Here is a 21890-nt window from a genome sequence, read left to right on the forward strand (position 1 = left end):
ATTAAATGGGGAATAGCAACATTACTTGGCATCAATCCGCTGTTACAAAAACAGACCGCCATCTATTAAATGGGCATAAAAGCTGTGTTTTATGGTTTACCGGTTTATCAGGTTCCGGGAAATCAACGTTGGCGAACGCAGTAGATCATGCATTATTCGGACTAGGCTTTCGAAGTTATGTATTAGATGGAGACAATATCCGCCATGGCTTGAACAGTGATTTAAGCTTCAGGCCCGAGGACCGAAAGGAAAATATTCGTAGAATTGGGGAAGTAGCGAAGCTTTTTGTTGATAGCGGTCAAATTGTTTCTTCGGCATTTATCTCTCCCTTTCAGGGGGACCGGGAACTTGTTCGCCAGTTATTCGAACCGGAAGAGTTTATTGAAATCTTTGTTAAATGTCCTATTGATATATGCGAGGATAGGGATCCCAAGGGATTATACGTAAAAGCGAGAAAGGGTGAAATCCCTGAATTTACTGGAATCTCATCGCCATATGAAATTCCAGATAATCCAGAAATCATTATTGAAACGAATAAACTATCAATTGTTCAGTCAGTAGAGGCAGTCATTGCCTATTTAAGGGTAAAGAAGATCCTATAGTAGGGATCTTCTACTTTTTTCTCCAGCTGGCAGATAAAAAACTTAGTTTCTGAAACTTGAAACGATAGATATAGTCAATAATATTGGTAGAGAAAAATTGGCAAATAATTGCAAAGACAACGATTTTATAATTGATAACAAGGGCTGTTAAAAGAAAAATAATCATATTAATGCCCATCATTACTTTCCCAGGGCTCCATTTCTTGTAGTTAGCGATCATTAAAGCCGGAATGACCATTCCTCCGCTCGAAGCACCTGCCCGAATCAACAAACCTACGCCAATACCAAAAAAGAGGGAGCCGCCTATCATATCAAACAATAAATTTATATGCTGAAAGGGGACTTGAGAAGTTAGGAAGCTGACAACTGTAGAGGTTGTTGCAACCGAAATAATGGTTCGTATTGTCCAGGTGAACCCAAAATATTTTAAGGCAAACATTAAAAAAACAATATTAGCCAGCCATAAGGAAAATCCAAGTGATAAATGAAACCAGTGATTCAATAATATTGCTAGCCCTGCTGCGCCCCCTGAAGGAATCGAGTGTGGAAATAAAAAGATAGACATAGAGAAACCTTGCAGCGTAGCTCCAAACAGTAAACAAAAATAGGTTAAGAGTGTTTTTTTCATATTCAGCTGCAATAATCCCTCCCCAATAAACCATCCTTGTCCATTTTATGATTCCCCCCTTTAAAAAATGCAAATAGGGCCGGCTAGGCCGGCCCTATTTTAATTTAATAGTTCTGTTAGTGTAACCAATTGGTAGCCTTGAGCTTGAAGCCAAGGAATGACGGTGTCGACAGCTTCAGGGGTATTGATGCCGCCGATGTGCATAAGAATGATATCGCCATTGCTTGCACCAGCTTTTATTCTTGAAACGAGCGTCTCGGTTGATGGCTGCTGCCAGTCGATCGTATCGAGAGACCATTGAATGCTGTATGGATAACCAGCCTGCCCGACAGTTTTTAATGCTGCGGGGTTGTAAGAGCCAAATGGAAAGCGGAAATAGGGCTGCGGGGATTTTCCGGTCGCTTTTTTAATCGCCTGATCCGCCTTAAGAATATCCTGCTTAAAAGCAGCTGCAGTCGTTTTTACTGCATCAGGATGGGAATAGGAATGGTTGCCAATTTCGTGTCCTTCATCGGCAATTCTTTTTGCAAGGACTGGATACTTTTCAACCCATTTGCCAGTAAGGAAAAAGGTTGCTTTAAGATTATATTTTTTCAGAACATCTAAAATCGCAATCCCTGCGGCATCACTTCCGGCATCAAAGGTTAAGGCAATTTCTTTTTTCTGCAGGCTGCCGTTAGAGATGAGTGCGGATGATGCAGTGGCAGGCGGCGGATCTTGTTTCGGCGGCTCCACAGGTGGCGGTGGCTCTACATTCTTTCCATAAAGCTTTAAGATCTGGCCTGCATAGATGACATCGGATTTAAGGTTATTCCATTGTTTAATTTTTACCACTGTTACTTCTGCACGAGTTGCAATGGAGTAAAGTGTATCCCCATTAACAACTTCATACTTCACAATTTCATCGGGGGGTACATTAATTTTTTCGGGTGTTTCAGGAGTTGGATTATCTGGTTTTCCCTCGTTTGGAGTTTCAGGCGGCGGATTCTCCTTAACAGGTGGATCTTCTTTGACTGGATCAGGCCCGTTATTTTTGCCGCTGTCAACAGGAGTCTCAACGGTGGGTGATTTAATTGGTTTACCTTGATCAAATATGTTCAGAGTTTGAAAAAATAACATGTATAGAACACCTATAAAACTTATCGCTGCTAAACAATAGTAAATCCACTTACCTGCAGTTCGTTTGATATGGGAGACTACCCCCAAGACAAGAAAAATTGAAAAGATGAGAAAAAGAAGAAGGATGATGATTTCTGGCAAGATAAATTCCCCCTTTGTTTTCTGAATAAACAGGGAGCAGAAATCGGTTTGATAATGGTTCAGCTTTATAGGGGATATGTAAGGGAATGGTTGAGAAAAAAGTACTAATTTCTGCCTTAATTATACGATATGAGACATTCGCCCATAGGTGCCGAAAATCTTAAAAAGTAGAAATATTTCAAAAAAGAGTAATGATTCCGAAAATATAATGGATGTTATTTTTTTATAATTTACTAATAGGGAGTTGACGAAAGGAGGAATAAAAATGAAAACAAAACTAAAAGGAAGATACGTCATTGGTTTTGATGGCCATGACCACGTCCTAATCGAAAACGCTGAGGTCGTTTATGAACAAGACACCATTATTTATGTTGGTAAAAATTACGCAGGTGAAGTAAACGAGGAAATCGATGCAGGGAATGCTGTCATAAGTCCAGGCTTTATCGATTTAAATGCTCTCGGGGATATTGACCATGATATCCTACATGTAGAGGCTAGTTCGAGAAGACAGAAGAACCTGCTCTGGTCAGAGCAGTATGTTCAAAACGGGCATCATGAGGTCATGACCGCTGAAGAGGAAGCCTTCAAATCCCTATATGCATACTCACAACTGATTCTTCATGGGATCACGACGGCGATGCCAATCACATCTGTTTTTTATAAAAAATGGGCAGAAACGTATGAGGAGCTTGCTGCGGCAGCACATCATGCCGTTAGTCTGGGATTAAGAATTTATCTCGGTCCAAGCTACCAATCAGGGATAAGAGTGGTACAGCCTGATGGTACGATTAAACTATACTGGGATGAAGCCGCTGGAAAAGAAGGTTTACAGCAGGCAGTAAGGTTTGTGGAGGAATTCGACGGCACAAATGATGGATTGGTCAGGGGGATGCTCGCACCGGAACGGATTGAGTGTCAAACGACAGAAAGTCTCACCCAAACAAAATATTTTAGTGATCAATTAGGTGTTCCTATTAAACTACATGCGGCCCAGGGAAGCTTTGAGTACCATACCATTTTAGAAAGGTACGGAGTAACACCAATTCAGTATTTATATAACCTCGGCTTCTTAGGTCCAAAAACGGGAATCCCCCATGCTCATTTTATTGCTGGATATAGTGAAGCGCAAAAAGGCGAGGGTGATGATATTGCTCTTTTAAAAGAAACGAACACGACCGTCATTCATTGCCCATTAATCATTGGCAGACATATGTCAGCATTAGAATCCTTTGCCAAATATAAAAGGGCAGGTATCAATTTGGCGCTTGGAACAGATACCTTTCCACCGGATATGTTCCAAAACATTCGTACTGGAAGTATGTTTTCACGATTTATCGAAAAAGAACAAGAGGATTCAACCTACGCAGATTTCTTCCGGGCGGCTACACTTGGTGCTGCAAAATTTCTAGGAAGAGAGGATCTCGGCCGACTTTCAGTTGGCGCGAAAGCAGATATTATTGCCATTGACTTAGATGGTTTTCATATGGGAGTTCTTGACGAACCAATCCGGACTATGATTGCCAGTGGTTCAGGAAGGGACGTAAAGCTTTCTATCATCAACGGAAAAATCGTAATGAAAGATCAAAAAATCCCTAATCTAGATTTAGATAAAATCAAAACAAAAGGACAGCAATATTTTAACAAGATGAGAAAGGGCTATTTAGAAAGGGATTATCAGAGATTGGAAGAAAATGAATTATTTCCACCTTCCTTTAAAGTAGTAGATTCTATTTAAATTGTTAAAAAGAAGTAAAGATATTGAAAATTAAAGTAAATATTTTCGAAATAAAATTATCTGAATATTTTCTATAATTAGACAAGTAATAACAAAGATTATAATAATATTCAGGAGGTAGAGTTGATGAAAGCAATTCGGGGGGGAAGAAGTTTATTTCTTGTGATGCTGGTGGTGTTTCTTATTACCGGGTGCTCAACCAATAAGGACGTGAGCACAAAAGAGACTGGGAAGAAGACAGCGTCAAAAGACGGAGGGACACTAGTGATAGCCCGTTTGTCTGATGCAGAAAACTTGGATCAGCAGTTTATGTCTACCATTAATGCAGCAAGCGTTACACACCGCAAAGTATATGAAGGTTTAGTTGGCCGTGATAAAAATGCCGAAATCCAGCCATTATTAGCAGAAAAATGGGAACAGTTGAATGATACCACATGGGAATTCAAATTAAGAAAAGGTGTTAAATTTCATGATGGTACCGATTTTAATGCTAATGCAGTGAAAGCTACATTTGATCGCCTCTTAGATCCTAAGGTAGCTTCTCCAAGAGCAGTTGTTTTTAAGATGGTAAAAGAAGTAAAGGTTGTGGATGATTATACGGTTCAGTTTCTTTTATCAGAGCCATTTTCCCCGCTGCTTTCAATTTTGGCAAGCCATGAAGGCGGAATCATTAGTCCTAAAACCATCGAAAAATACGGAAAGAACATTATTAAAGAACCAAATGGAACGGGCCCATTTGTTTTTGAATCGTGGACGCCTGGACAAGAAATTGTCTTAACCAAAAATAAAAATTATTGGGGAGAAAAAGCAAAGGTCGACAAAGTTGTTTTTAAGGTCGTACCTGAAGAAACTACCAGAATTTCAATGCTGGAAACAGGAGAAGCCCAAATTGCTGAACCGCTTTCTGTCCCAATGATGGATACGGTCGCAGCTTCGCAGGCAGTAGATGTTTATCGAAGTGAAGGATATGGAACCGAGTATATTGGCTTTAACGTTCAAAAGAAACCATTTAATGATGAAAGAGTCCGGAAGGCCATTGCCCATGCAGTTGAAATGGATTCCATTCTGAAAGGGGTTTATAACAACGTAGGGAAGAAGGCTAATTCGTTATTAGGTTCAAAAGTTTTCGGCTACAATCCTGATATGAAAGCGTACGAATATAACTTAAATGAAGCAAAGAAATTACTGGCTGAGGCAGGCTATCCAAATGGCTTTGAAGTGACCCTTAAAACTATGGATAGCAAAGAAAGAGTGAATATGGCCGAAGTGCTTCAATCACAATTAAAAGGGATTGGAGTAAAATTAAAAATCCAAGTGTTGGAGTACGGTACCTTTGTTGACCAAGCAAACAAGGGAGACACTGAAATGTTTATCCTGAGCTGGAGAAATGCGACGGGTGATGCCGATTATAATCAGTATAACCTTTTCCATACAAACTCTCAGGGTGGAGCTGGGAATACTTTCTTCTACAGTAATAAAGAAGCTGATCGCTTAATTGAAGCTGCCCGCAGTGAAAAGGACCAAGAAAAACGGAAAGAATTATATGCCCAGTCACAACAATTAGAAATGAAAGAAGCGGTTTATATTCCAGTTCGAGTCATTGAAAATTTAGCAGCTGTCTCAAAGGATGTAAAAGGCTTTGCTATTAGTCCATCTGGCTATCTGGAATTAAATGATGTCTCAATAAAATAGACTCTATCAGATAAGAGGGATATCCATTGGATAACCCCTTTTATCATGTTGGTTGTGTTAAAGGTCATTGTTGATTTTGAAACTCTGTTGATTGGAGCGGAAGGCGCGAGACTCCTGCGGGAGGACGGGGCAGGGGAGACCCCACAGGCGCTTCAGCGCCGAGGAGGCTCCCCGGACCGCCCGCGGAAAGCGAAGTGGCTGAAGCGCAAATCAACAGCCAAGTTTAACACAGTCATCATGTTAATAAAAAATGAAAGGAAGATTTGAAATGAATAACAAATATTGGTTACAGAATGCTCGGTTAGAAACTGGACATAAAAAAGAAAATGATAGAGTTGTAGGAACAAAGACAGAACTTTGTCACCTTTTAATAGAGGATGGGAAAATAGCAAAAATCATCAAAGCTGCAGAACAAAAGGAAGATGATTATCCGGTTAAAGATGCAAAAGGCCTGCTTTTGATCCCTTCCTTTATTGAAAAGCATGTCCATCTAGATAAAACTTATATGGGTGATGCTTGGCGCGCATGTATCCCGGCTAAAGGTGTCATAGACCGTTGCAATATTGAAAAAAATATTCTCGCATCTCTTCCCTCAAGCACACAACAGCGGGCAGAAGCACTGCTTGAGGTTCTATTATCCTATGGTTCCACCCATGTTCGAACACATGTCGATATTTATCCTGAAGTGAAATTGCAAAATTTAGAAGGCGTGCAGAATGCTTTAGAAACTTATTCCCATAAAGTAAGTTCAGAAATTGTAGCGTTCGCCCAGCACGGGCTGCTCCGTCCCGGTACTGCAGAACTATTACGTGAGGCGTTGAGGAACGGGGCAGGGCTCGTAGGGGCTGTCGATCCAGCAACTGTCGATCAAAATATCGAAGCCTCCCTAGTCCAGTTAATGGATTTAGCAGTTGAAGGGAATGCCGATATTGATTTGCATTTACATGATCCTGGCCACTTAGGCACTTTCACGATGAAGCGTCTAGCTATCTTAACTAAGGAAGCAGGCTGGGAAGGAAGAGTAGCGGTTAGTCATGCTTTTGGATTAGGAGATATATCACGCGATGAAGCAATTGAAATGGCAGAAATTTTAAAAGAGGCAGGAATTTCAATCGTTACGAGCCTGCCAATTGGAAGAAATATTCCTCCGGTAAACCTTTTAACTGAATATGGTGTAGAAGTGGCAATCGGCAATGATAATATCTATGATTCGTGGTGGCCGACGGGAAATGGGGATGTCCTTGAAAGGGCTGGAAGATTAATTGAACGCTGCCGCTGGACAGATGAGGTGTCGCTTGCACAGACCTTAAAATATATAACTGGCGGAATAACTCCTCTGAACAAAGAAGGAAGCCAGGTATGGCCAAAAGTAGGTGATACAGCCAATATGGTATTGGTAGAAGCAAGCTGTTCAGCGGAGGCCGTTGCAAGGCGATCAAACCGTCAAGCCGTATTTTATCAAGGAAACTTGGTTTCTGGATCATTAAATTAATTTATAAAGCAAAAGGGGATGATGCCATCATCCCCTTTTTGGTATGCTTGCCGTATTCTGCTCCAACCGGCGGGCAATAAACCAATTGCTTAAATAATAGAATATTAGATAAAGAATAGCAGAAACAAGGATTCCACTAAACCAGGATACCCTATAAAGCGGTTCAAGGCTTGGGATGAATTTTCCTAGTAAGCTTAGACTGCCGGCCAAAAGAGTAGATAGTATGGCAGGAATATGATATTCATTCGTTATTAGCATATTGATTTTTATAGAATACAACTCTTGTAAATTAATTTCCTTTTTATTTATTAAAAAGTAATGCACAAGCATCACCCCGATTACAGGACTTAACATTCCTCCAACCATATTTAAAAAGGTAAAAATACTTTCAGGATTCTCCATAAGCTTCCAAGGCATAATCAGTAAACCCATCAACGCAGCAAGTATTGCGCCAGATTTAAAGTTGAGACTTTTCGGTAATAAGGCAGCCAATTGAGAACCGGCAGGAATAATATTTCCAACAATGTTAACAGATAATGTCGATAAACAAATGGTTAGCAAGGAAAGGACAATTGCAAATTTGCTATCAAAGCGATCAATCACTTCAAGAACATTCCAAATGGGTACTCCAAAGGCAACCTCTGACCCAATGATAATCGTAATACTAGCAATGGCAAACAATAAATAAGTACTCAAAAGCCCTGCAGCTTGACCCCAAAATTGTTCTTTATTGGAACGTGAATATCTAGTCACATCCGAAACACTTAATATTTGTGCTACCCACGATGCTAAAATGGCGGAAATGCAGCTTAAAATAATTAAAATACTATTTCCGTCTACACCTTTCGAACGATAGTTTAAAATAGGAGTGATTCCTCCGGCAAAATGAATGGCCCAAATGGCCATTCCGCCAAAAACCACAAAAACCAAAGGAGAGAGCAGCTTCGTTAACCTCCCTAATGATTTGATGCCGGTAAAAATAAATAAAACATTGATTATCCAAAAGAGCAAAAGGGAAATAAGACTGGACAGACTTAATCCTAAAAAGCTCCAATTAGCTCCTAATGTTGGATACGGCGCCCAAATTTCCCCAATCAATATGGTGACAGCCAGGCTGCCAGCATAGGTTTGCAGTCCAAACCACATAATCGCTGCCACAACGCCCCTAAGAATTCCTGGAAAAGTAGCGCCTTTCCGACCGAAGCTTGATCGAATTAGGATTGAGAAAGGGATTCCATATTTCCCTCCGGCATGGCCATTTAAGATCATCATAGCTGCCAATATAAGGGCTGAAAGGATAATGATGAAAAATACTTGCCAGATGGATAAACCTAATGCAAAAAAACCACCAATCGTAACGTAGGATGGGACATTATGTACGGAGCCCATCCAAATAGAGAAATAATGTCCAAACTTCCATGTACGAGCTTCGGGGGATGTTGGTAATAAATCCTTGCTATACATAATTGAATCTTCTTGTTTCAAATTGAACTCACCCCGACTTTCTGATATGTCTAAATCGTATTGAAAATTGTTGATAAATCATAACGAATAAACAGATAGCACCAGATATAATGAAACTTACCCAAATGGTCAGCAAATTGTCGTTCCATGGTGTTAGGAACAAACCACCCACAGTACCAATCAATGAAGAAAGGGGAATGATTACAGGTAAAGTTTTGTTGCTCAGTATTATAAATAACATCGGCACTATGATTGCTGCATAAATATTTCCGGTGAAAAACAAAAGCTGCAGTGGGTTGGGTGTAAGGATACTCACAATAATGAGTAAACCGATACAGACGGTACCGGAAAAAATGTAGGAAATTTTCCATTTCTCACGATCTGATAATGGGTGAAATAATTCTATTATATTTTTTACAACCAAGGTTGTCGTAGCATGGAGCTCTGAACTAATGGCAGACGAAATGACACTAAAGCAAAATGAGACAAATAAAACAATGAGCATGGTTGATTGAATTTTATCCACAAGTTCAAACAGTAAAGAATATATATTTTTGTAGCTTCTGCCAAACATAATAATCATGAGAAGTGAGGTGAAGGCGAGAGGCACTGTTGCCCAAATGACACCTGCAAGTGTAAAGGTCATGCGCACTTTTTCTCGTTGAATGATAAATACTCTTTGCCATGTGGCCCGGTCAATCATGGCCTGTCCAAAACCAATCAAGATAGCAGTAAAAATAAACCAGATTGAATCAGTATTTTTAAAGAATAAGATGTACGGATGATATAATTTGATTCCCTCATAAACAGGATGAACACCTTCCTGGATAAAGAAATAGACAGGGATAACGATAACGGTCCCGAAGATTAAGGTGACATTCACACCTGCAAGTTGATGGATCCGCTGCATTCCACCCATTCCTCCGACAAAAAAACAAAATCCTAAAAACAACAACATCCCAATAAAAACAGGAATAGGGAACATAATGTGGATGAGGATTCCGGCACCCATTGCCTGAATAAATAGAGAGTGCAGGCTCGTAAAAATAAGTACAGCGATGACGATCCAGTAGCCGGCAGGTGTTAATTTTTTTCTTAATACATCCCCAATCGTTTGCTGCTCAGGGAATTTATCACGGAGTACTTTGGCTATAAATCCAAACAAAATGAGTGCTATTGCCCCCATTAAGGAATATCCAAGACCTCCTGTTAATCCGTATTTAATTAATGTTTCAGGAGAGGAAAGGATGGTATTGCCTGTTATCCACCTTGCTAAAAGACTGACAACCCCATAGCCAACACCTAATTTAATCGCACCGCTAATATAAAATTGAAAAGAATTTTTATTCAACGGTATGTCTCCTTTAGACGGAAGTCACGGGGTGATTGTCCAGTCGTTTTTCTAAAGATTTGACTGAAGTAATGTTGGCTGTTAAAGCCGCATCTTTCAGAGATCGTGCTAATGCTTAAATCAGGGGAGTCGATTAACATTTTTTGCGCTTCTTTTAAACGGTAATCATTCAAGTATTCCGAAAAGCCCATCCCGACTTCCTCATGAAATTTTCTGCTTAAATAAGCAGGGTTAATGTGGATTTTAGACGCGAGATAGTTCAATGATAATTTTTCACTATATTCCTGGTGAATGATTTGTAAAGCGTTTACAATTGGTTCGGTATACCGCCCTAACCTTTCATACTTGTTCAAAACACTCATCAACTCGTCTTCAATGACTGGCTTAGTAATGTAATCCACAACACCAAGTCTTATCGAGGCCTGTGCATATTCAAAATTTTGAAATGCTGTCACCATAATAATGTCCATCGAATAAGAACTGGTCAGTTCCTTCGCTAACTCCAAACCAGATTTTCCTGGCAGCTGGATATCTAAAAAAGCAAGAAATATTTCATGTTGTTTGATAATTTGAAGGGCTTGGGAGGCATCAAGGGCCTTGAAAAATTTCCAGTTTGGAAATTTTTTTTGAATTAAATATTCCAGTTGTTCTAATTCAAGAGGTTCATCATCGACTAAAAGGATATTCATTACATTGCACCTTCTTTTGCTAATGGGAAAATGGCGGTTACACTGGTCCCAATATCTGTATTGTTTAATGTTACGGAAGTACGATCCCCGGGAAAAAGAATCTCAAGCCTTTTGGCGATATTTTCTAATCCAAGCCCGCCATCGTTAGATTGGAGCACCTGTCCTTCTAGAGAATTATTCCAAACGGTTACATATACTTCTTCATTTTTTTTATTAATGATGATTTTTAAAAAGGCTTCACCGATGTGCTTTTCAAAGGCATGTTTAAAGGCATTCTCGACAAGAGTTTGAATTAAAAAAGGGATAATAACAGATTGTCCAACCTCTGGATCGATCGATATTTCATAATGAAGTCTTTCACGAAACCTTATTTTTTGTATTTCCAAGTAGTAATTAATATACGATAATTCCTCATTGATTGTAATAAGTGGGGAATTGGTTTTATATTTAAATTTAAGTAATCTTGAGAGAGTTTCAATCGAGCGAATTAGTTCCGATTTTCTGTCTAATCTGGCCAAGCTTAAAATCGAATTTAATGTATTAAAGAGAAAATGCGGCTGAATTTCTTGATTTAATTGATTATATAGCGCTGTTTGCAGCTCTTTTTCAAGGGCAATTTCCCGTGTTTGTTTTTCTAGAAGGTCTATTCGTTTTTCAAAAACAAATAAGAACAACAAGGTAAAAGCACCTAATAAAGGGGCTAACACACATAGCATGATATAAAGGGAGAAGGTTTCAATATTAAGCATGGAACAAGATTCTCCTTTAGATGTAGAAAAAGGGAGTCAAACCACACTCCCTTTTTTAATATAATATTTTATCTAATTTTTTTCATTTTTGAAAATAGCTTTATTGGAAAAGCTGCTCTGCAAAATGGCAGCTGACATAATGATTTCTATTTATTTCTCTTAATGCAGGTTCCTCCATTTTACACTTCTCTGTCGCAAACGGACAGCGTGTGTGAAATCGACAGCCGCTAGGCGGATCGATAGGGGAGGGGACATCTCCCTTTAAAATAACGCGTTCCCTTGAATACGTTGGATTTGGAACAGGAATAGATGATAATAATGCCTTTGTATAAGGGTGATGCGGTGAATCAAATAGTGCTTTCTTTTCTGCAATTTCAACGACCTTACCAAGATACATCACCATAACCCGGTCAGAAATATGACGTACGACACTTAAATCGTGCGAAATAAATAGGAAGGTGAGTTGAAATTGATTTTGCAGCTTTTTTAATAGATTTAGTATTTGGGCTTGAATGGATACATCCAAAGCAGAAACTGCTTCATCACAAATAATTAATTTAGGATTTACCGCAAGAGCGCGGGCAATTCCAATCCTTTGACGCTGACCGCCGCTAAACTCGTGGGGATAGCGATCAAGTGCTTCCTCGGGAAGACCAACATAACCAAGTAATTCTAACATTCTCTCCAATCGTTTGTCCTTTGGAACAACTTGTTGAATCGCCATTGCTTCATTTAGAATTTGCTTGACAGTTTGCCGTGGGTTGAGTGAAGCAAAAGGATCCTGGAAAATAACCTGCAGATCTCCTCTGAGCTTTCTCATTTCTTTTTTATTAAAATCGAGTATATTTTGCCCAGAATATAGGACTTTTCCGTCTGTCGGTTCATCCAGTCTTAAAATCGCTCGTCCAGTCGTTGATTTTCCGCAGCCGGATTCGCCAACAATACTTAACGTTTCCCCTTCATAGAGATGGAAGGAAACATCGTCAACGGCTTTTACATAGCTTTTTGGTTTAAAAACGGAGTCTGTTTTAACTGGGAAATACTGCTTTAAATGGTCCACCTCTAATAATATTTTCTTTTTTTCCGCAGTTTGCATTATTGTACAGCCTCCTTTTCAATCACTTGCCCAGTCCATTTATCTGTATACATCCAACAGCGGACTTTCGAGCCATCAGTATGTTCTACTAACTCCGGCTGTTTGGCATGACATAGCGGCTGCTCAAAAGGGCACCTTGAGGCGAACCTACAGCCCACTGGCATATTATATGGACTTGGAACACTGCCTTCAATCGTTTGCAATTCTTCCTGATCTTGGTGAATCTTCGGTAAAGAATTTATTAAACCAAGGGTATATGGATGCTTTGGATTTGCAAAAATGTTTTCCGTCTCTGCATGTTCAACAATATTGCCGGCATACATAACTGCAACGGAGTCACATGTTTCTGCGACCACACCTAAATCATGTGTAATCATGATGACACCCATGCCTAACTTGGTTTGCAGGTTTTTAATTAACGCTAGTATTTGTGCTTGAATAGTTACATCCAAGGCTGTTGTTGGTTCGTCAGCAATCAATACCTCAGGGGTACAGGCAAGTGCCATTGCAATCATGACCCGCTGGCGCATACCACCGCTTAATTGGAAAGGCTCCTGTTTTGCCCTTTTTTCAGGAGAGGGGATTCCAACGAGCTTGAGCATTTCAATCGATTTGGTCCATGCTTCTTTTTTTCCCATTTTTTGATGCAGCCTTAAAGCCTCCGCAATTTGTTCACCAACCGGAATGACGGGATTTAAGGAAGTCATCGGCTCTTGGAAGATCATCGAAATTTCGTTCCCGCGAATTTTCCTCATTTCGTCTTCAGGAAGTGAAACCAAATCCCTTCCTTTGAAAAGAATCTGTCCGCCTGCGATTTTACCAGGAGGGGAGGGGATTAAACGGAGAATCGAAAGGGATGTCATACTTTTCCCGCAGCCGGATTCGCCGACAATACCCAAGGTTTCTCCCTTATTAAGTGTGAAATCGATGCCATCTACTGCTTTACTTACTCCGCGCTTCGTATAAAAATGAGTTTTTAATCCTTTGACTTCTAATATCGGTTTGTTTTTTTCAATCATTTCTACATTCACCACCTGTTAATTTAATTCAATCCGTTTATTGAAGAATCGATAGAATACATCAACAAATAAATTCACGATTACGAAGATAAGCGAGGCCATCAGGACTCCACCTTGAACCATTGGTAAATCGCGCATGCGAATCGCATCCACAATCATTCGTCCAAGCCCGTTGATGGCGAAAATCGATTCAACAAGTACCGTTCCACCGAGGAGGGAACCAAATTGTAAACCAACAACAGTAATAACAGGGATAAGGGCGTTGCGTAAAGCATGCTTATAAATGATGACACGTTCACGAAGTCCTTTGGCGCGCGCTGTCCGGATATAATCCTGACGAACGACCTCTAACATACTGGATCTGGTCATCCGAGCGACGATGGCGGCACCGCCGGCACCTAATGTTAGTGATGGAAGAATCACATGCAGGATGCTGTCCCAACCGGCAACTGGAAGAATTTGAAGTTTAACAGAAAAGAAATACATCATCATTAATCCAAACCAAAAGCTTGGAAGTGAAATTCCTAAAAGGGCAACTAACATTACACCTGTATCTCTAAGGGAGTAAGGCTTTACTGCTGAAATAATCCCGGCAGCCATCCCTAAAATAATCGTGATAAGAATACTAAAAAATGCAAGCTCCATAGTAATCGGTAAGCGAACCATAATTTCATCTAACACTGGCTGACTATTTTTTAACGAAGTGCCAAAATCACCATGAAAGATATTCGTTAAGTAATCAAAATATTGAACCAATAAAGGCCGGTTTAATCCTAATTGTTCACGAATTCCATTAATTGTTTCTTTAGATGCCCCCTCACCTGCGAGCAAAACGGCAGGATCACCAGGAACAAGCTGCATAATGAAGAAAACAACGAACGTTACCCCGATTACGACCGGGATGGTTTGCAATAAACGACGAAAAATAAACATTAACATTGATGGCCATCCTCCTTTTAATCTATTATTTTTTCATTCGTGGATCGAACGCATCGCGTAATCCATCTCCGAAAATATTAAAGCCTAATACGAGTATTGATATCGTTAACCCAGGAAAAATAGCGATATAGGGAGCAGAGAACAAGAAATCCCTTCCATTACTTAACATCGTTCCCCATTCAGGTGAAGGGGGCTGCGCTCCAAGACCAAGGAATGACAATCCTGCAGCGGAAAGAATCGCAGTAGCAAGCCGTAAGGTTCCTTGAACAATAATGGGTGAAAGAATATTCGGAAAAATATGTTTAAAAATAATCGTCACATCATTGGCACCCAACGACCTTATCGCATCGATATATTCGAGCCTTTTGACCTCAAGGGTAGAGCCGCGTACAATCCGGGCAAATAACGGAACGGAAAATGCCCCAACAGCAATCGTAACATTAATTAGACTTGGTCCAAGGGCACTAATAATCGCTAATGCGAGTAGAATTCCCGGGAATGCCAGCATAACGTCCATCATTCGCATAATAATAGAATCAACCCATTTGCCATAATAGCCGGCGACAAGTCCAAAAATAATCCCGAAGAATGCTCCGAAAAATACAGCTGCAAATCCGACCCCCATGGAAAGTCTTGAACCGTAAATAATCCGGCTTAAAATATCTCTTCCTTTATCATCTGTTCCCATCCAATGATCACCAGAGGGCGGCATTAATTTATTTTCCAATTTTATTTCATATGGATCATAGGGAGCCAAAAGTGGGGCAAATATCGCGATGAGAATATAAAAAACAATAATCACTGCCCCAACTAAAGCCGCTTTATTTAACATTAAAACAGAAAAGAAATCTTTCAATTTAGATTGTTTTGGTTGACTCATAGATTGTTTGATTACGACAGAACGATCTGTTTTCACTTCTACTGACATGAAAAAACCTCCTTATATTTTTTTGAAAAAACATGATGCTGACTCTCGCTGCTCTGATCCCCCTTCCAAACCATTTTTTCAATGGGAATATGTACAAATTATCAAAATTTTAATGAATGTAAATATTTTTTAAATTGTTTGTCAAAATAGTTAAAAATTCAGTAAATATTCTGTAAATATTCTTTTTCATCATCTTCTATAATGCAGATAAGCAAGCTTAGAGGCAGGTGAAATTGGTTTACATCTTAGATTCTGAATTTTTAAAAAGACAACAAAGGAGCAGGGGAAAATGGAGAGAAAAAGACGAACCATCAAAAATGGCATTCTATTTGTATTAATTGGATTAATGCTGATGATTGCTCAAGCGTGTTCTACAAAACCATCTACATCTAATGAGTCAGCAAGTAAACAAGAAGGGCCAAAACAAGGCGGAACCTTAACCGTAGTCAGGCTTTCTGATGCAACCAAACTAGACCCGCATTTCATTACTGATATACCTTCAGCAAACATTGTTTATCAAAAGGTATATGAGGGTCTGGTTGAACCAGATAAAGATTTTAAAATTCAACCATTACTAGCAAAAGAATGGAAAGTAATCGATGGTACTACTTGGGAATTTAAATTAAGAGAAGGTATAAAATTCCACGATGGTGCACCATTTAATGCAGATGCTGTTAAAAAAACCTTTGATCGTTTGCTCGATCCGAAAACAGCTTCGCCGCAGCGCGAAAAGTTTTCAATGATTAAAGAAGTGAAGGTTGTGGATGAAAACACGGTTCAATTAATCCTTGAATATCCGTATGCGCCACTTCTATCTATTTTGGCAAGTAATGAAGGAAGTATCATTAGTCCAAAAGCTTTGGCGGAAAATCCGGATTCATTATCACAGCATCCAGTTGGAACAGGGCCTTTTGTGTTCGAGTCTTGGAAGACAGGACAAGAAATTTCCTTAAAGAAAAATGAAAACTATTGGGGCAAAAAACCTAATATTGATCGTGTTGTATTCAAGGTTGTACCTGAAGATGCTACTCGTCTTGCCATGATTGAAACAGGAGAAGCACAAATCAATGATCAAGTACCTGTCACAGAAATTGATCGCATTGAAGCTTCTGATAAGATGGCTCTTTACCGTACAGAAGGACTAGCCGTTGAATATGTTGGATTCAATGTAAAGAAAAAGCCATTTGATGATGTAAGAGTTCGTAAGGCAATCAGCCATGCGATTGAAAGAGAAGCCATTATCAAAGGTGTCTATAATAATGTAGGAACTCTTGCAAACGAAGCGATGAGCCCGAAAGTGTTTGGCTATAGTGATAAAATTAAGCCATATGACTATGATTTAAACGAAGCAAAGAAACTATTAAAAGAAGCTGGCTATGAAAAAGGTCTTAAAGTGACATTACTAACGAGTGATCGAAAAGAACGTATCAATATGGCAGAAGTTATTCAATCTCAGTTAAAAGGGATTGGCGTAGATGTGAAAATTCAAGTTATGGAGTATGGTGCTTATATCGGAATGATTGAAAAAGGTGAGCACGACATGGCGATTGGCGGATGGGGAAATGCAACAGGAGATGGAGATTACAACCAATATAACCTATTCCATTCAGCATCACAGGGACCTCCAGGAAATCATTTCTACTATAGTAATCCTGATGTAGATAAAATGATTGAAGCGGCACGAAGAGAATCAGATGAGAAAAAGCGTTTAAAGCTTTATGAAGAAGTTATGCAGAAGGAAATTGACGATGCCGTTTATGTTCCAATCCGAAACTACGAGCATATCGCTGCATATAGTAAAAATGTAAGTGGATTCTGGTTAAATGCTGCTAGTTATTTAATGATCGATGATGTAGTCATAAAATAATAAAAGGGAAAAGTACTTTTGAAAGAAAGTACTTTTCCTAATTTAAATTAGGAGGAATTGGGATGACCACATTTTGGCTGACAAATGTCCGCTTAGAAAAAGGCTTTACATATGAAAATGATCGTATTTCCGGTACAGAAACCGAACATTGCCACTTGAAGATTGAAGACGGTACTATTACTGAAATAACAAATATAAAGCCTGAAATTGACGTAATGCAAAAGGATGCTAATGGTATGCTTTTGCTTCCTTCCTTAAGGGACATGCATATCCATATCGATAAAACCTATTATGGCGGACCATGGAAAGCCTGTACACCTATCACGAACGGTATTTTTACTAGATTGGAAGAGGAGAAAGAATTACTTCCGAAGCTGCTTCCAACTGCTCAAGAACGAGCGGAGAAAATGATTGAATTATTTTTGAAAAACGGACATACCCATATTCGCACCCATTGTAATGTGGATCCTGTAATCGGTTTGAAAAATTTAGAGGCAACTGTAAATGCCTTAAAAAAATACGAGGATGTGCTCACCTATGATATTGTTGCATTTCCACAGCATGGACTATTAAAAAGTGATTCAGTGCAGCTCATCCGGGATGCCATGAAGAATGGTGCCACATTAGTTGGCGGAGTTGACCCTGCAACAGTGGACCGTAATATTGAAAAATCCTTATATACCATCTTTGATATTGCGGTTGAAAATAATAAAGGCGTCGACATTCATCTTCATGATCCCAACACCTTAGGGGCATTTACCTTTGAAAGGATGGCGCATTATACAAAGGAAGCGGGGCTTAAAGGAAGATCCACCGTTAGCCATGGGATTGCATTAGGCGATTTAAATGGGGAAGCACTTACAGAAATGGCTGCCATTTTAAAAGATCAAGAGATGGATGTGACGACGACAGTACCGATTAATCGGGCTACGATTCCGATTCCAACCCTAGATAAATTAGGTGTTCCCGTTTCTGTTGGCCATGATAGTATTACGGATCATTGGTCCCCGTTTGGAACAGGCAATACAATCCAAAAGCTGGGAACTCTTGCCGAAAGATTTCGATTGAGCGACGAATATTCTTTATCAACTGTCCTTAAGTACGGAACTGGCGGTGTGACGCCACTTAATGAAAAAGGAGAGCGCGTCTGGCCAAAGGTTGGCGATGAGGCAACCATGATGCTCGTCAATGCATCATGTTCAGCCGAGGCTGTTGCAAGAAGGGCAACCGTAGAAGCGTTGTTTTTTAAAGGAAAAAAAGTTGAAAGCAAGCTGACAGAAGTAGATTCAGTACGAGTTTAAGATAATAAAGGAGGAGATTTGATGACAACCTCATATTGGTTAAAAAATGTACAGCTAGAAACAGGCTTCGTCCAGGATGAAAAGGGAGTCTATGAAACAAAGACAGAACTTTTTCATTTAAAAATACAAAATGGAAAAATAGTCGAAAAACAGAAGAGTAGTTTCTCCATTCCATCTGGCGAGAAAACAGTTGATGGAAAAGGATATTTAGCGGTGCCAGCTTTTAAAGAAATGCATAACCATTTAGATAAAACCTATCTTTCACTAAATTGGAAAGCCCCAATACCGGCCAAGAATTTGGAAGAACGATTACGTCTTGAAGCGATGGAGCTAGCGGAATTGGCGCCAACCACTAAACAGCGGGCAAGTGCCATGATCGACTTACTGCTATCACAGGGTGCTTCACATATTCGAACTCATGTAAATATTGACCCCTATATCGGTTTAAAAAATTTAGAGGGCGTCAAAGCAGCTCTTGAGGATTATTCAGATAAACTAACCTATGAAATTGTCGCCTTCCCACAGCACGGCCTTCTAAGAGAGAATGTCCTGCCGCTAATGAAAGAGGCGATGAGTTCAGGTGCCAATCTAGTTGGCGGTTTAGACCCAGCCGGAATTGATCATAATATCGAAAAGTCTCTCTATGAGGTTATGAACCTTGCAGTAGAATTTGATGCTGATGTTGATATTCATTTGCATGACGGCGGCCATGTTGGTTTTTATACAGTCGATAAATTAGCAGAATTGGCAGCAGACGCAAAATGGCACAACCGGGTTGCTGTCAGCCATGCCTTTTGTTTAGGTGATGTTCCGTTCCCGCAGCAAGAAGAAATCGCTGATAAATTAAGTGATCTAGGTATGTCAATCATGTCCACTATCCCCATAAACAGAACATTACCGCCAATCGAGTTATTTGAACGGAAGGGAGTCAATGTCTTTCTTGGCTGTGATGGCTTCTATGACTCATGGGGCCCATACGGAACAGGAGATCTATTAGAAAAAGTAACAAAATATTGTGAGCTATATCGGAAAAGTGATGAACGATCACTTGCCCAGTCGTTAAAATTTGCAACAGGCGGACCTACACCATTAACTAAAAATGGAGAAATGGTCTGGCCGCTTAACGGTGAGGATGCCAACCTTGTTCTATTGAATGCTTCTTGTTCAGCAGAGGCCGTTGCCAGAACACCAGAACGTGAGGCTGTTATCTTTAAAGGGAAAGTGGTATTTGGTCAACTTCAATAAGTGTTATAGTAAAAGGTCCCGTCTAGAATTTGGACGGGACCATTCATTTTGAATCTAATCGTAAGTTTTTATTTAAAAGTCTAAATATCTTTAAAGAAAGTTGAATTTGCAGCAGTTCCTCAGAATTTTTTAGATCGGTCTTTAAGATTTCCTTTATTTTTTCAATCCTGTAAATGAGCGTATTTCTGTGTAAGAACATTGCTTTCGCTGTTTCACTGGTATTAAGATTATTTGAAAAATAATTCTCTAATGTATAAAGATAACTGGTTCCGTGTAATCGATCGTGTTCATAGATTTTTCCAAGATGCTTCATAAAAAAGTCTTCTAATTCTATATCCTTAATATTGGAGTCTAGGAAATAATAAACGGAATGATCTTCAAAATGAGATATCCCGCCGCGTTCATCAAATTTTTGCATCAGTCTTAAGGATTCATTAGCTTCTGAAAAACTTTTGTGCAGCGAATGGATCTTTTCATACTGTCTTCCAATTCCAATTAATAGGGTGGTATCATTCAATTGTTTTTTGAGAATATCATAAATTTTTGAACCGTAAAGCTTCGCTTCGACTACAGTAATCGGCGGTCTATGTTCATTCTGACCATTTAAAATGATAATGCGATTATTTCGATAAAAACAAGTAATCTCCCCATTCGCTAAATTTAAATGATCATAGATTAAGTCCACACATTTTCTGGTTCGGATTTCCAATTGGACTTTTCGTGCAATGAAGTCATTATATTTTTCCAATTCCTTTGACTGAATATCAATGACGATACAATAGTATTTATAACTAGAATTTAGCCCATGCAATTCACTCAAGGTCTGGATGGTTTCACTGGAGGTTATTTTTCCAGTTAATAAATCATCAAAGAAATCTTCCCTGATTTTTAATTTTACTTCCTCGATTTCCTTTGCTTTAATCCTTTCTAACGCCATATTGGTTGACGCCTGTTCTAAAATAATAGAGTCAAACTCCGATAATTCACGCACTGTCTGCCAAACAACGATATACCCATAAATATTATTTGATACAGCAACAGGCAGAATGCGGCATTTTATCTCCATCCCTTCTAATTGATACATCCGATTAATGGATTTCTTCATTTCACTGATATTGTGTGGAATAGAATCAATGAAATCTTTTTTGAAAACAGGTCTGTTTTTGACTAAATCAAGGCAGTAGGCGAGCGGGATTTTGTTATCGACATGCTCAGTATAATGTTGTAATTTCCAATCATTGTCCACTAAAATAATCGGATTATTAATTGTTTCCGACAGCATTGAAGAAATTTTCTCAATTCCGCCGCCTTCAAGGGTTATTCTAAAAAACAAGTTATGCATGTCCAATGTTTTTCTATTCAACAGGTCGTATCTTCCAGAAGCCTTTTCATTAATGATAGAAATAACTCTTGATAATGTATATTCAAAAGGTAACTCGATTAATGGCAAGCCTAACTTGTTAGCGTGATCGATCATAGCTTGCGGGAGAGTCTCGAAGTATCGCTTCATTTTTACAATAAGGCCGGCACAATTGATTTGTGAAAGCTCGTTAAGAATTCTAATTTGCAATTCTGTATTATCTTTAAAAATGTATCCGGTTGATAATAGAAGTTCATTAGGCGAAAGCCAATCAAAGGCCTCTGGATTTTCAATTATGTTAACCAATGATATTTCATTATTAATTCCTTTTTCACCTGCCACTATTTTTAAGCCATCGATAGCTTTTATTTCAAAAAGATCTTTAACCCGCAGCAATTCTTACCACTCCCTTGTCAAAAATTCCACACATTTCATTGTGCACGATGCACATATGAAAATAGAGCTTTTTGGTT

The 21890-nt window shown here is 39.2% G+C and carries 19 protein-coding genes; 8 read left to right on the forward strand and 11 right to left on the reverse strand.

What is annotated here, in order from left to right:
* The first annotated feature begins 5 nt into the window (after positions 1–5).
* Positions 6–602, forward strand: a complete 597-nt coding sequence (gene cysC / locus PH210_RS12515) for an adenylyl-sulfate kinase (RefSeq protein WP_289985746.1) — start codon at positions 6–8, stop codon at positions 600–602.
* 10 nt (positions 603–612) lie between these two features.
* Here cysC and PH210_RS12520 read toward each other — a convergent pair whose 3' ends face one another.
* Positions 613–1242 (reverse strand): YitT family protein, encoded by a 630-nt coding sequence (locus PH210_RS12520; protein WP_354669983.1) that lies wholly within the window; start codon positions 1240–1242, stop codon positions 613–615.
* Positions 1243–1329: 87 nt separating this feature from the next.
* A complete protein-coding gene (locus tag PH210_RS12525; protein ID WP_289985747.1) occupies positions 1330–2490 on the reverse strand; it encodes a polysaccharide deacetylase family protein in 1161 nt (386 codons plus the stop codon).
* Between the two features lie 265 nt (positions 2491–2755).
* Between PH210_RS12525 and PH210_RS12530 the strand changes: the two genes are divergently transcribed.
* The 4 genes from PH210_RS12530 to PH210_RS12545 all read left to right on the forward strand — a co-directional run bounded on the left by PH210_RS12530 (position 2756) and on the right by PH210_RS12545 (position 7409).
* Complete coding sequence (locus PH210_RS12530; protein ID WP_289985748.1) at positions 2756–4225, forward strand: amidohydrolase family protein; 1470 nt, start codon at positions 2756–2758, stop codon at positions 4223–4225.
* A gap of 126 nt (positions 4226–4351) precedes the next feature.
* A complete protein-coding gene (locus PH210_RS12535) occupies positions 4352–5917 on the forward strand; it encodes a glutathione ABC transporter substrate-binding protein (protein WP_289985749.1) in 1566 nt (521 codons plus the stop codon).
* A 45-nt stretch (positions 5918–5962) separates the two neighbouring features.
* Entirely contained in the window at positions 5963–6184 is a 222-nt protein-coding gene (locus PH210_RS12540; protein WP_289985750.1) for a hypothetical protein, read from the forward strand.
* 1 nt (position 6185) lies between these two features.
* A complete protein-coding gene (locus PH210_RS12545) occupies positions 6186–7409 on the forward strand; it encodes an amidohydrolase (RefSeq protein ID WP_289985752.1) in 1224 nt (407 codons plus the stop codon).
* Between the two features lie 27 nt (positions 7410–7436).
* Here the strand turns inward: PH210_RS12545 and ncs1 are convergent, their stop codons facing one another.
* The 8 genes from ncs1 to PH210_RS12585 form a co-directional block, all read right to left on the reverse strand.
* Positions 7437–8894 (reverse strand): NCS1 family nucleobase:cation symporter, encoded by a 1458-nt coding sequence (ncs1, locus tag PH210_RS12550; protein WP_289985755.1) that lies wholly within the window; start codon positions 8892–8894, stop codon positions 7437–7439.
* Positions 8895–8901: 7 nt separating this feature from the next.
* A complete protein-coding gene (locus PH210_RS12555) occupies positions 8902–10224 on the reverse strand; it encodes an SLC5/6 family protein (protein WP_289985757.1) in 1323 nt (440 codons plus the stop codon).
* Complete coding sequence (locus PH210_RS12560) at positions 10221–10913, reverse strand: response regulator transcription factor (RefSeq protein ID WP_289985759.1); 693 nt, start codon at positions 10911–10913, stop codon at positions 10221–10223. Before PH210_RS12560 ends, PH210_RS12555 begins: the two co-directional genes overlap by 4 nt.
* A complete protein-coding gene (locus PH210_RS12565) occupies positions 10913–11662 on the reverse strand; it encodes a sensor histidine kinase (protein WP_289985760.1) in 750 nt (249 codons plus the stop codon). The genes PH210_RS12560 and PH210_RS12565 overlap by 1 nt, the downstream gene beginning before the upstream one ends.
* A 100-nt stretch (positions 11663–11762) precedes the next feature.
* Entirely contained in the window at positions 11763–12758 is a 996-nt protein-coding gene (locus PH210_RS12570) for an ABC transporter ATP-binding protein (RefSeq protein ID WP_289985761.1), read from the reverse strand.
* Positions 12758–13777: an ABC transporter ATP-binding protein gene (locus PH210_RS12575; protein ID WP_289985762.1), complete on the reverse strand. Its 1020-nt coding sequence runs from the start codon at positions 13775–13777 to the stop codon at positions 12758–12760. Before PH210_RS12575 ends, PH210_RS12570 begins: the two co-directional genes overlap by 1 nt.
* An 18-nt stretch (positions 13778–13795) precedes the next feature.
* Positions 13796–14716, reverse strand: a complete 921-nt coding sequence (nikB, locus tag PH210_RS12580) for a nickel ABC transporter permease (protein ID WP_289985764.1) — start codon at positions 14714–14716, stop codon at positions 13796–13798.
* Between the two features lie 25 nt (positions 14717–14741).
* Positions 14742–15596 (reverse strand): ABC transporter permease, encoded by an 855-nt coding sequence (locus PH210_RS12585; RefSeq protein ID WP_289985872.1) that lies wholly within the window; start codon positions 15594–15596, stop codon positions 14742–14744.
* Positions 15597–15933: 337 nt separating this feature from the next.
* On the opposite strand from PH210_RS12585, the gene PH210_RS12590 reads away from it, so the two are divergent.
* The 3 genes from PH210_RS12590 (at position 15934) to PH210_RS12600 (ending at position 20057) form a co-directional block, all read left to right on the forward strand.
* A complete protein-coding gene (locus tag PH210_RS12590) occupies positions 15934–17511 on the forward strand; it encodes a glutathione ABC transporter substrate-binding protein (RefSeq protein WP_354669984.1) in 1578 nt (525 codons plus the stop codon).
* Between the two features lie 62 nt (positions 17512–17573).
* A complete protein-coding gene (locus PH210_RS12595; RefSeq protein WP_289985765.1) occupies positions 17574–18812 on the forward strand; it encodes an amidohydrolase family protein in 1239 nt (412 codons plus the stop codon).
* Between the two features lie 21 nt (positions 18813–18833).
* On the forward strand, positions 18834–20057 hold the full coding sequence (locus tag PH210_RS12600) for an amidohydrolase family protein (protein WP_289985767.1): 1224 nt from the start codon (positions 18834–18836) through the stop codon (positions 20055–20057).
* A 43-nt stretch (positions 20058–20100) separates the two neighbouring features.
* Here the strand turns inward: PH210_RS12600 and PH210_RS12605 are convergent, their stop codons facing one another.
* A complete protein-coding gene (locus PH210_RS12605) occupies positions 20101–21813 on the reverse strand; it encodes a PucR family transcriptional regulator (protein WP_289985768.1) in 1713 nt (570 codons plus the stop codon).
* Positions 21814–21890: the final 77 nt, after the last annotated feature.

The organism is Paenibacillus sp. BSR1-1 (assembly GCF_030403775.1).
Taxonomy (GTDB): domain Bacteria; phylum Bacillota; class Bacilli; order Bacillales; family Cytobacillaceae; genus Neobacillus.

What these genes read in the sequence shown, in the direction of transcription:
- cysC (WP_289985746.1), top strand. Translation starts at nt 6, where the DNA reads ATGGGGAATAGCAACATTACTTGGCATCAATCCGCTGTTACAAAAACA.
- PH210_RS12530 (WP_289985748.1), top strand. Translation starts at nt 2,756, where the DNA reads ATGAAAACAAAACTAAAAGGAAGATACGTCATTGGTTTTGATGGCCAT.
- PH210_RS12535 (WP_289985749.1), top strand. Translation starts at nt 4,352, where the DNA reads ATGAAAGCAATTCGGGGGGGAAGAAGTTTATTTCTTGTGATGCTGGTG.
- PH210_RS12540 (WP_289985750.1), top strand. Translation starts at nt 5,963, where the DNA reads ATGTTGGTTGTGTTAAAGGTCATTGTTGATTTTGAAACTCTGTTGATT.
- PH210_RS12545 (WP_289985752.1), top strand. Translation starts at nt 6,186, where the DNA reads ATGAATAACAAATATTGGTTACAGAATGCTCGGTTAGAAACTGGACAT.
- PH210_RS12560 (WP_289985759.1), bottom strand. Translation starts at nt 10,913, where the DNA reads ATGAATATCCTTTTAGTCGATGATGAACCTCTTGAATTAGAACAACTG.
- PH210_RS12565 (WP_289985760.1), bottom strand. Translation starts at nt 11,662, where the DNA reads ATGCTTAATATTGAAACCTTCTCCCTTTATATCATGCTATGTGTGTTA.
- PH210_RS12570 (WP_289985761.1), bottom strand. Translation starts at nt 12,758, where the DNA reads ATGCAAACTGCGGAAAAAAAGAAAATATTATTAGAGGTGGACCATTTA.
- PH210_RS12575 (WP_289985762.1), bottom strand. Translation starts at nt 13,777, where the DNA reads ATGATTGAAAAAAACAAACCGATATTAGAAGTCAAAGGATTAAAAACT.
- nikB (WP_289985764.1), bottom strand. Translation starts at nt 14,716, where the DNA reads ATGTTAATGTTTATTTTTCGTCGTTTATTGCAAACCATCCCGGTCGTA.
- PH210_RS12585 (WP_289985872.1), bottom strand. Translation starts at nt 15,596, where the DNA reads ATGAGTCAACCAAAACAATCTAAATTGAAAGATTTCTTTTCTGTTTTA.
- PH210_RS12590 (WP_354669984.1), top strand. Translation starts at nt 15,934, where the DNA reads ATGGAGAGAAAAAGACGAACCATCAAAAATGGCATTCTATTTGTATTA.
- PH210_RS12595 (WP_289985765.1), top strand. Translation starts at nt 17,574, where the DNA reads ATGACCACATTTTGGCTGACAAATGTCCGCTTAGAAAAAGGCTTTACA.
- PH210_RS12600 (WP_289985767.1), top strand. Translation starts at nt 18,834, where the DNA reads ATGACAACCTCATATTGGTTAAAAAATGTACAGCTAGAAACAGGCTTC.